A 9,498-nucleotide genomic window follows, 5' to 3' on the forward strand; every position below is an offset into this window, starting at 1 on the left:
ATCAGAGCGAAACGTCCCCGCAGAGGTGCACGGCCAGCCCCAGCTCCCGGAACAGCGCCGCCTTGGCCAGCAGCGCGCGCCCGGCACCCTCGGCCGACGGCGCGTACGCCACCTGCACGTGGTTCGCCTTGTGCCGCGCCATCAGTTGGTCCCGGCCGACCCCGTGCAACACCGCGTGCATGATCGGCCACTGCGGCGTCGTCGCGTCCAGGCGCCGCTGCGTCTCCTCTGCCGGCAGCGACACGACGTGCCCGAGGCCGATGTCGACGTGCAGCGCGCCCTCCGCGATGAAGACCCGCGACCACACGATGTGGCCCGGCTTCGAGACACCGGAGAGGGTGCCGCCGCCGAGCGGGAAGTACATCGGCGGCTGCCGCATGCTGTAGCTGTTCTGGTAGCCGCCGTTGTGCGCGGCCGGCACCGAGCCCGAGATCTCGAAGACCCAGACGAACTCGCCGTCGTAGTCGTCGCCCCACCGGATGTCGTGCAGGGTCGTCTCCGGCTCGAAGCCCATCGCGGTCCAGATCCGGTTGGTGACCAGCGCGTCCACCGCGACGCCCTCGTCGACCTCGTTGAAGTGCGGCAGCGGCGCACCGGCGTAGAGCTCCCGCACATCGTCGCGGCTGCGCACCGGCGGCCGCTCCGCGTTGTTGAGCAGGCCTTCGGCGAGGTCACTCGCGGGCACGGTGTCCTTGAGCCCCTGCTGGTACTGGATGCCGACCGCGTCGAGCCCGAAGTCGTCGCTGATCCGCAACGCCGCGATGTACATCTTGAGCTGGCTGGTCACCTGCGCCTCGGTCAGCTCGGTCGCCTCGTCCGTTCCGAAGTGGAACGTCAGCCCGCGCTGGTCGAGCCACTCCCGGGCGGCCTTGGCCTCGTCGTCGCCGACCCGGCCCATCTCGGCCACGAGCGCGCTCTGCGACAGCCGCTCCTTGTAGATGCCCAGCGGGTTGAGCAGCTCGTCGTCGAAGATCGCGTTGTACATGCCCATGCAGCCCTCGTCGAAGACGCCGATGACCGCCTTGTCGTCCCGCAGTTGCCGGGCCAGCGCCACGCCGAGCTCGACCTCGGGCGCCGCCGCGTCCAGGGCGGGCAGGTCGCGCACGTGCGACTCGTCGTGGCGCAGGGCGCCCGTCTCCAGCCACGTCCGCAGGCCGTCCCGCGCCCACTTGTCCGTGAAGTCCGCGCTCCACAGCGTCGAGTGCGCAACGCTCGCCTTGGTCATGCTCGCGCTGAGGTTGAGCAGGCCGACCAGGCCGGGGAACTCGCCGGACCAGTTCGCCACCACCAGGATCGGGCCGCGGTGGCTGCGCAGGCCGGCGAGCACGTGGTGGCTGTACTGCCAGACCGCGTCGACGACGACGAGCGGGGCGTCGACGGGGATCGTCTTGAACACCTCGATCCCGTACCGCTGGCTGTCGATGAAGCCGTGGCCCTTGTCCGGCTCGAACGCGTGCGCGCGCTGCACGGCCCAGCCGAGGTCGGTCACCGCGGCCGCGAACGCGGTTTCGAGCTGCTGCTGCGCCGGCCAGCAGGTGACGTTGGCACTGGGCCGGAGGTCGCCGCTGGCCACGGTGTACACGGTGGACGGTGCGAGCGCCGGCCGCTGTGTCGGTGCGGGGAGTTTGTAGCCGGTCATCGAGAGACCTCCAGGCGGTCGTGGTCGGTTGCGGTCAGCGTCAGTGGCTGCCCCGGGTGCAGGCGCACAGGGCCGGTGGCGAGCGGGCCGAGCAGCGGGTGGGCGACGCGCAGCTCGTCGAGCGCGAGCTCGCCGCCGAGCAGCTCGAGCTCCGCGCCGGTGGCGGACACCCGCAGCACGCCCCAGCCGGTCCCGGTGGTGAACGGGGCGCTCAGGTCAGGGCCCAGTCGCGGCGTGAAGGACAGCGAACCGCTGGGCGCGTGGTAGTCCGCGCCGGTCAACGCGACCAGCACGCCCCAGCTGGCGAGCGACCGGGCGTAGTGGTTGCCGCACTCGGCCTCGTTCCACGGGTTGCGGCGGTAGCCGTCGTGCCGGGCCCGCACGGCGCGGACCAGCTCCAGCGCCTCGTCCACCAGGCCCTCGTAGGCCAGGTGGGCGGCCACCTGGTACTCGATGCCGGTCCAGACCTCGTCGCTGTAGACGAACGGGATCCGCGGCCGGCCGCCCCGCGGCCAGGAGCAGAGCACGAGGCCCGATTCGCCACCCAACGCGTACGTCCGCTGGACGCTGTGGTGGGCGGACAGGTCGCGCCGGAAGTTGTGCCGGTGCACCGCGGCGACCGCGCTGCGCACATGGTCGGCGGGCAGCACGTAGCCCAGCCCGGCGAGGTGCGCCAGCAGCTGGCCGAAGACCTGGTCGGAGAGGCAGCCGGTGCCGTACTGGTAGCGGCGCTCGTCGACGTCGTCGAGCCGCTGGTCGTAGTACTCGCCGTTGAACAGCAGCTCGTCCACGCGCGCGCGACCGGTGTCGGCCGCGGAGCGCCAGCGCGCGGCGGTGGCCGTCTCCCCCAGGTGGTCGGCCAGCCGGGCACCCGCGTGCAGTGCGGCGAGGAACATCGAGTTGGCCAGCGAGTTGGGACCGAAGAACTCGATGTCGTACGTGTTGTGCTGCTTGCTGTCCAGCACGCCGTCGCCGTCGCCGTCCCACTCGGTGAACGCGAACTCCAGCGCCCGCCGCAGCCCTGGCCAGCAGTCGCGCAGCAGCTCGTCGTCGCCGCTGAAGCGCCATTCGCGGTAGAGCCGGACGATCGCGCCGAGCTGCCCGTCGACCGCGGGATGGAAGTCCCAGGCCGCGTTGCCGAACACGCTGTTGGCTCGGAAGTTCATCCGCCCGTCGGGCCGGGTCTCCCGGGTGAACTCGGTGCGGCGGGCGTCGCGCTCCAGGGCCGGGAAGAGGTAGGCGGCGGCCTGCGCGTAGTTCCACACGTGCGTGCAGGTGCCCTCGCAGCTTCCACTGTGGTCGAAGCTGCCCTCCCAGGCCGCGAACCGGCCGTCCGCCAGGCGGAAGCAGGTGTTGCTGCGCAGCGCGACCAGCGTCGCACTGACCGCGTCGACCACCTCGGCCGGCAACGAGCTCTCGAAGAGGGCACGGTGGAAGGCCCGCGTGCCCGCCTCCAGGCCAGGCGTGTCGACCAGGTGCCGGGCGACCTCGACGGCCGAGCCGAACCGGGTCGCGTAGTGGTTGCGTACCACCTCGCCGGCGTTCGTGTTGTCCAGCCCGATGTTGCCCTGCCAGGCCCGCGGCCGGTTCGGGAAGTGCCAGGTGAGCAGGAACGTGAAGTCCCGGCTCTCCCCCGGCGCCAACGGATGGCTGATGGCCAGCGAGCCGACCCGGAGCTTGGTGAACCAGGACGGGTACGGCGGCTCGTCGAGCGAGAACACCGTCTCGGCGTCGAGCCGGCCGTCGGCCCGCAGGTCGTCCCAGAACACCTGCACGCCGTCCTGCCAGAAGCCGGACAGCCACTGCGGCTTGGCGCTGGTGCTGGCGTCGGTGGTGGCCAGCACGACGGTGCCGTGGCGCAGGTCGTCGGCCGAAAGGTCGTTGGCGAACTCGATGCCGCGCAACGACGGCTCTTCGAACCAGGTGTTGCGCGGGCTCCCGGCGTACTCCGGGAAATGAAACACGTTCCAGCCGGTGATCCCGACCTGGTTGGCCAGCGACCCGGCGATGGTGACGTCCACCCGCTCGTCGGTCGGGTTGTGCACCGTGTAGCGCAGCACCGCGCCCGGTACGCCCGACGCGTCGACGTCCAGCGGGATCAGCGGCGTGAACGCGGTCAGCGTGACGTCGACCCCGACCTCGGGATCGGTGAAATCCACGAACAGCAGCGGGTACTCGCCGCGCATGCGACTCGTGGCCAGCCGCGGCAGTCCGGCGAGCCGGCCGGCGTCGTAGCCCTGATCACCCTCGTGCGGCCCGGTCAGCGGCCCTTCGAGCACCTTGGTCACCGCTTCACGCCCGGGCCGGGCCGAGCGGATCGCGAAGAACGAGAACGGGAGCCGGGTGCCCTTGGCGGGCCTGTTCTGCAACTCCCAGTCCCGCAGGTCGCCGCGCGCGCCGATCGACACCGTGCCGGTGCCGATGCCGCCGAGCGGGAACGCGGCGGCTCGGGCGTCCGGCCCGAGCGGCGGTCGGGGGAAGCCGCTCACGCCGACGTCCGGTGCTGGTGCGCGGCCAGGCGATGGGCGACGTCGGCGGTGGCCGGATAGAGCTCGAGGTAGAGCGAGTAGAGGTCGTCGTAGGTCGCCCGCAGGGACGGGTCCGGCGTGACCGTGTCGACGATCGGGTTCCACCGGTCGATCTCGACCGGCGCCACGGCGGCGGCCGCGAAGTAGGCGGCGCCCAGGCTGGCGCCGACGGTCTGCGCCGGAACCTCCTGCGGCAGACCGGTCACGTCGCTGACGATCTGGGTCCACAATCGACCTTGCGCACCGCCGCCGACGGCGACGACGCGGGAGACGGTGCTGCCGGCCGCCTGGAGCGCCTCGACGTTGTGGCGCACGCCGAACGCGGTGGCTTCCAGGGCCGCCCGGTAGAGGTCGCCGCGGGTGTGGCTGACGGTCAGGCCCGCGATGACGCCGCGGGCGTCCGGGTCGGCGACCGGTGTCCGCTCGCCCGCGAAGTAGGGCAGCATCAGCAGCCCGTCGGCGCCCGGTCCGGCCGCGGAGGCCAGTTCCAGCAACCGTGGGTAGTCCCGCGTTCCGAACAGGTCGCCGAGCCAGCGGGTGATCGCGCCCGAGGTGGCCATGCCGCCCGCGAGGTTGTGGGTCCCCGGCAGCGCGCCGACCGTGCCCCACAACGTCGGTGCCGTGCGGGCCGCGGCGACCGTGTTGACGAGGAACATCGTCGTGCCGTACATGAGCATCAGGTCGCCGACCCGGTGCGCGCCGACGCTGATCGCCTCGGACCAGGCGTCGATGGTGCCGGCGATGACCGGGATCCCGCTCGGCAGACCGGTCTCCGCGGCCGCCTGCGTCGTCACCGTGCCGACCACGTCGCCCGGCCAGCACAGGGGCGGCAAGGTCAGGTCGGGAGCGACCAACCGGGCCCACGGCTCGTGCCAGTCCAGCGCGGTCGGGTCGTACATCGGCGTGCACTGGCTGGCCGAGTGATGGTCGAGGTAGTAGGCGCCGGTCAGCTTCCAGCCCAGCCACGACGCGGGCTGGAAGAAGAGGCGGGCCTGGTCCATCACCTGCGGCTCGTGCTCGGCGAGCCAGGCCAGCTTGGGCCCGGCCGCCTGGGTCGACAGGGCCGAGCCGCAGCGTTGCCGGATCGCGTCGGCGCCGCCGAGGTCCGCGGTCAGCCGGGCGATCTGCGCGCCGGCCCGCGTGTCGATGCCGTAGAGCACGGCCGGCCGCAGGGGCTTGCCGGCCTCGTCGGCTACCACGACGCACGGGCCCATCCCGCTGACCCCGACCGCGCCGACCGCGACCGGTTGCGCGGAGGTCAGCTCACGGATCAGGGAGACGGCCTCGTCCCACCAGACCGGCGCGTCCATCTCGACCTGGCCGGGCGCCGGGCGCGCCACGTCGTGCTCGCGCACCGCGGTCGCCAGGATCGTCCCGTCGAGCGCGACCAGCACGCCCTTGCTCGACGAGGTGCCGACATCGACACCGATCACCGCGACGGGGTTGACCATGGGCTAGACGATGGCAGAAATCGATTTCACCGTCAAGGGTCCGAGGATCGGGCACCCGACAGTCCTCAGGCGCTCGGGACGATCTGGTTTCGCAGCACGATCGTGCGGGGCGGCTGGTCGTCGCCGTTGATCCGCTTGAGCAACAGGTCCGCGGCCGTCACGCCGAGGTGCCGGGCCGGCAGGCTGACCAGCGTGACCGCCATCGGCGTCGGCGAGAAGATCGGCAGGTCGCCGAAGACCGCCATGCCGACGACCGGCGGCAGCATGCCGCGCTCCGCGAGCAGTTGCAGCGCGCCGACGCCCATCAGGTTGTTGGCCACGAACACGGCGTCGGGGGGCTCCGGCAGTTCCACCAACTGCCGCATGGCCTTGTGCCCGCCGTCGATCCGGAAGTCGGCGTAGATCAGGTGCTCGTCGGCGTGGTCCAGGCCCAGCCCGAGCAGCGCCGCCCGCCAGCCCTCCGCCCGCAGCGTGGCGGTCTCCACGTCGTGGGGCCCGGTGATGCAGGCGATCCGGCGGTAGCCCTGCCTGGCCAGCTCCTGCGTGGCAGCGCGCCCGCCGGCCCGGCTGTCGACCATGACCGCGTCGATGTCGTAGCCGTGCGGCCCCCGGTCGACCGCCACGATCGGCCGGCCCCGCCGGATCAGCGCGTCAAGGTCGCTGTGGTCGCCGGCCGCGGCCAGGATGACGCCGGCCATGTTCGCGCTCAGCGCGATGTCCAGGTAGCGGGCCTCCTTGGCCTGGTCCTCGTCGGTGTTGCAGAGGACGACCGAGTAGCCGGCTGCCTGGGCCACGTCCTCCACGCCCCGCGCCAGCGAGGTGAAGAACGGGTTCTCGATGTCCGGGATGACCAGCGCGATCACCTCGGAGTTCTGCAGCCGCAACGTGCGGGCGACCCGGTTGGGGGTGAAGCCCAGCACCTCGGCGGCCTCGCGGACCCGCTTGGACTTCTCGGCCGAAACGTTCTGCCCGTTGAAGACCCGCGACACGGTCGCCGGCGAGACACCGGCATGCGCCGCGACCTCGTAAATCGTTGGCATCGGTCCCTCACGGAGCGGTTCGGCCTGCTGAGCGTGTTCCCCATTGTGCGGAACGTGGGGTGGTTGACACATTCCACCACTCCAACCTAATTTAGTGAAATCGATTACAGGCCGCAGCCCCTGGAGATCTCGTTGAACCAAGCGATCGCCCGCCTGCGCGCGGTCCAGACCCGATCCATCAGCCCGGAGAACTTCGACGGCGCGCCCGGTGGTGGCGGTCGCGCCACCGAGGGCACCGGCGCCGCCTGCGCACGCGACCTCGGCCCGGGCTGGAAGATCTCGCCCAGCGTCGACATCGCGCCCGGCGCGACCTTCGAGCTGGCCAACATCGACGGGCCTGGGCAGATCACCCATATCTGGATCACCACCCACACCGACAACTGGCGCACCATGTTGCTGCGCGCCTACTGGGACGGCGCCGACGAGCCCGCCATCGAGGTGCCGTACGGCGACTTCTTCGGCCAGGGCTGGGGGAAGTTCGCCCAGATCAACTCGCAGCCGATCGCCGCCAACCCGCACGGCGGCTTCAACTCCTACTGGCCGATGCCGTTCCAGTCGGGTGCCCGCCTGACGCTCGAGAACCTGTCGACGGTCGAGGTCCGGGTCTACTACCAGATCACCTTCGAGACGGGCGGCGACTACGCCGGCCTCGGCTACCTGCACGCCCAGTGGCGGCGCAGCAACCCGCTCGAGTACCTCACGCCGCACACCATCGTCGAGGGCGTCGAGGGACAGGGCCAGTACGTCGGCACGTACCTGGCCTGGGGCGTCAACAGCAACGGCTGGTGGGGCGAGGGCGAGGTGAAGTTCTACCTCGACGAGGACGAGGAGTTCCCGACCATCTGCGGCACCGGCACCGAGGACTACTTCGGCGGTGCGTGGAACTTCGACGTGCCCGGCCAGGGCTACACGGAGTATTCGACGCCCTACCTCGGCATGCCCCAGGTCATCCGGCCCGACGGCCTCTACGTGAGCCAGCAGCGCTTCGGCATGTACCGGTGGCACCTGCCCGACCCGATCCACTTCGGACACCGCCTGCGGGTCGACGTGCAGGCGCTGGGTTGGCGGAGCGGCTGGCGTTACCTGCCCCTGCGCGACGACATCGCCTCGACCGCCCTTTTCTACCTCGACCGACCTACGGCACGCCGCCCGCGTACGCCCAGCGCTGACGACATGGAGGTCCACCTGCGTAGCGCACCGGTGCCGGACATCGGCGCACAACCGCCGCGCCCGCCCGCCTAGCCAGCCGGGCGTGCGCACAACCGGGAGGAGAACCGCTGTGCCACACCCGACCCGCATCCTGACGGCGGCCGCCGTGCTGGCGGCCACCGTCGCGGTGACCGGCCAACCGGCCGCCGCCACCTCAGCACACACCCCCGCGACGCTCGTCCAGAAGGTCACCGGACCCGACTCGCCCAACGACACCTGGGGACGCTGGAACGTCAAGGCCACCGACCTGGGCATCATGTGGGACAACGGATCCGGCCAGGTGCTGACCGCCTTCGGTGACACGTTCGGCGACGCCTGGGTCGGTCCCGGCGGCGGCGGGCTCGGCCCCGGCGACGCCAACTGGCGCAGCAACGTCCTGCTCCGCTCGACCGACACCAACCTGGCCGACGGCATGAGCTTCGCGAGCGCGGTCACCGGCGCCGACGGCCGGGCCCGCGAGGTCGTGCCCGGCCTGCACCAGGGCAACGACGCCGGCGGCGAGGTCACCAAGATTCCGACGGCCGGCATCGCCGTCGGCAGCCGGCAGTACATGTCGTTCATGTCGGTACGGCACTGGGGCGTGCCCGGCCAGTGGGACACCAACTACGCCCGGATCGCCTACTCCGACGACAACGGCGTCACCTGGGTCACCAGCGGTACGCCGACCTGGAACAACCCCTCCGGCACCAACCGCTTCCAGCAGCAGGCCTTCGTCCGCAACGGCGGCTACGTCTACGTCTACGGCACGCCCAGCGGCCGCACCGGCAGCCTCTACCTCGCACGGGTGCCCGAGGCGCAGGTGCTGACCCAGAGCGCCTACCGCTACTGGGACGGCGCTGCCTGGGTCACCGCCGAGTCCGCGGCCGTCGCGATCGTCGCCGGGCCGGTCTCGGAGCTGTCGGTGCGCTTCGACGCCTTCAGCGGCAAGTGGCTGATGATGTACCTGCGCGGCGAGGACATCGTGCTGCGAGCAGCCACGAGCCCCACGGGCGCCTGGGGCACACCGCAGATCGCGGTCAGCTCGGCCGACTACCCCGGCCTCTACGGCGGCTTCTTCCACCCGTGGAGCGCCAACGGGCAGCTCTACTTCCTGATGTCGCAATGGAACCCGTACAACGTCTATCTGATGAAGGTGTCCATCAACACCGCCGGCCAGATCGTGAAGCCGAACCTGGTGGGCGACCCGAGCTTCGAGCGTGGCGCCCTCAACGGCTCCGGCACGGGCGGCTTCTGGGCGTGCACCGGCAACTGCGGCATCGACAACGCGCGGTGGGGCTACTCCGGTGACCGCAACGCCTTCGCGCGCTACAACAGCGGCTGGCACGACGTGCACCAGACGGTGCCGGTGGCCGCCAACACCACCTACCAACTGACCGGCTTCCTGCGCACCTCGCCCAACAGCGACAACGGCTTCTTCGGCGTACGCACGACGGCGAACGCGGTCATCAGCGAGGCGAACTTCCGGGCGGTGGGTCCGTGGACCCGGTTCACCGTCACGTTCAACAGCGGCGCGCGTACCAGCGTCGTGGTCTATGCCGGCGTCTGGACCGACCACGGCGACATCTGGGTCCAGCTCGACGACTTCTCCCTCAGCGCGGTCTGACCGCCGCACGGAAAAGCCCGCCCCATCG

General features: G+C 71.2%; 6 protein-coding genes. 2 read left to right on the forward strand and 4 right to left on the reverse strand.

Translation table 11 applies throughout. From position 1 onward, the window contains the following. Window position 1 precedes the first annotated feature (1 nt). From AB0H87_RS10245 to AB0H87_RS10260, 4 genes are all read right to left on the reverse strand, one after another. Window positions 2–1,639 (reverse strand): fucose isomerase, encoded by a 1,638-nt coding sequence (locus AB0H87_RS10245; RefSeq protein ID WP_360142390.1) that lies wholly within the window; start codon window positions 1,637–1,639, stop codon window positions 2–4. Further along, window positions 1,636–4,128, reverse strand: coding sequence for a GH116 family glycosyl-hydrolase (locus AB0H87_RS10250; RefSeq protein ID WP_360142392.1), 2,493 nt, complete (start codon window positions 4,126–4,128; stop codon window positions 1,636–1,638). Before AB0H87_RS10250 ends, AB0H87_RS10245 begins: the two co-directional genes overlap by 4 nt. Next, complete coding sequence (locus tag AB0H87_RS10255) at window positions 4,125–5,618, reverse strand: FGGY-family carbohydrate kinase (RefSeq protein ID WP_360142394.1); 1,494 nt, start codon at window positions 5,616–5,618, stop codon at window positions 4,125–4,127. The genes AB0H87_RS10250 and AB0H87_RS10255 overlap by 4 nt, the downstream gene beginning before the upstream one ends. Window positions 5,619–5,683: 65 nt before the next feature. After that, window positions 5,684–6,658: a LacI family DNA-binding transcriptional regulator gene (locus AB0H87_RS10260; RefSeq protein ID WP_360142396.1), complete on the reverse strand. Its 975-nt coding sequence runs from the start codon at window positions 6,656–6,658 to the stop codon at window positions 5,684–5,686. Between the two features lie 132 nt (window positions 6,659–6,790). On the opposite strand from AB0H87_RS10260, the gene AB0H87_RS10265 reads away from it, so the two are divergent. Together AB0H87_RS10265 and AB0H87_RS10270 are read left to right on the forward strand one after the other, a co-directional pair. Next, entirely contained in the window at window positions 6,791–7,900 is a 1,110-nt protein-coding gene (locus tag AB0H87_RS10265) for a glycoside hydrolase family 172 protein (protein WP_360142398.1), read from the forward strand. 37 nt (window positions 7,901–7,937) lie between these two features. After that, a complete protein-coding gene (locus AB0H87_RS10270) occupies window positions 7,938–9,470 on the forward strand; it encodes a DUF4185 domain-containing protein (protein WP_360142400.1) in 1,533 nt (510 codons plus the stop codon). The last annotated feature ends 28 nt before the right edge of the window (window positions 9,471–9,498 follow it).

This window comes from Asanoa sp. NPDC050611, from assembly GCF_040654855.1.
Lineage (GTDB): Bacteria > Actinomycetota > Actinomycetes > Mycobacteriales > Micromonosporaceae > Asanoa.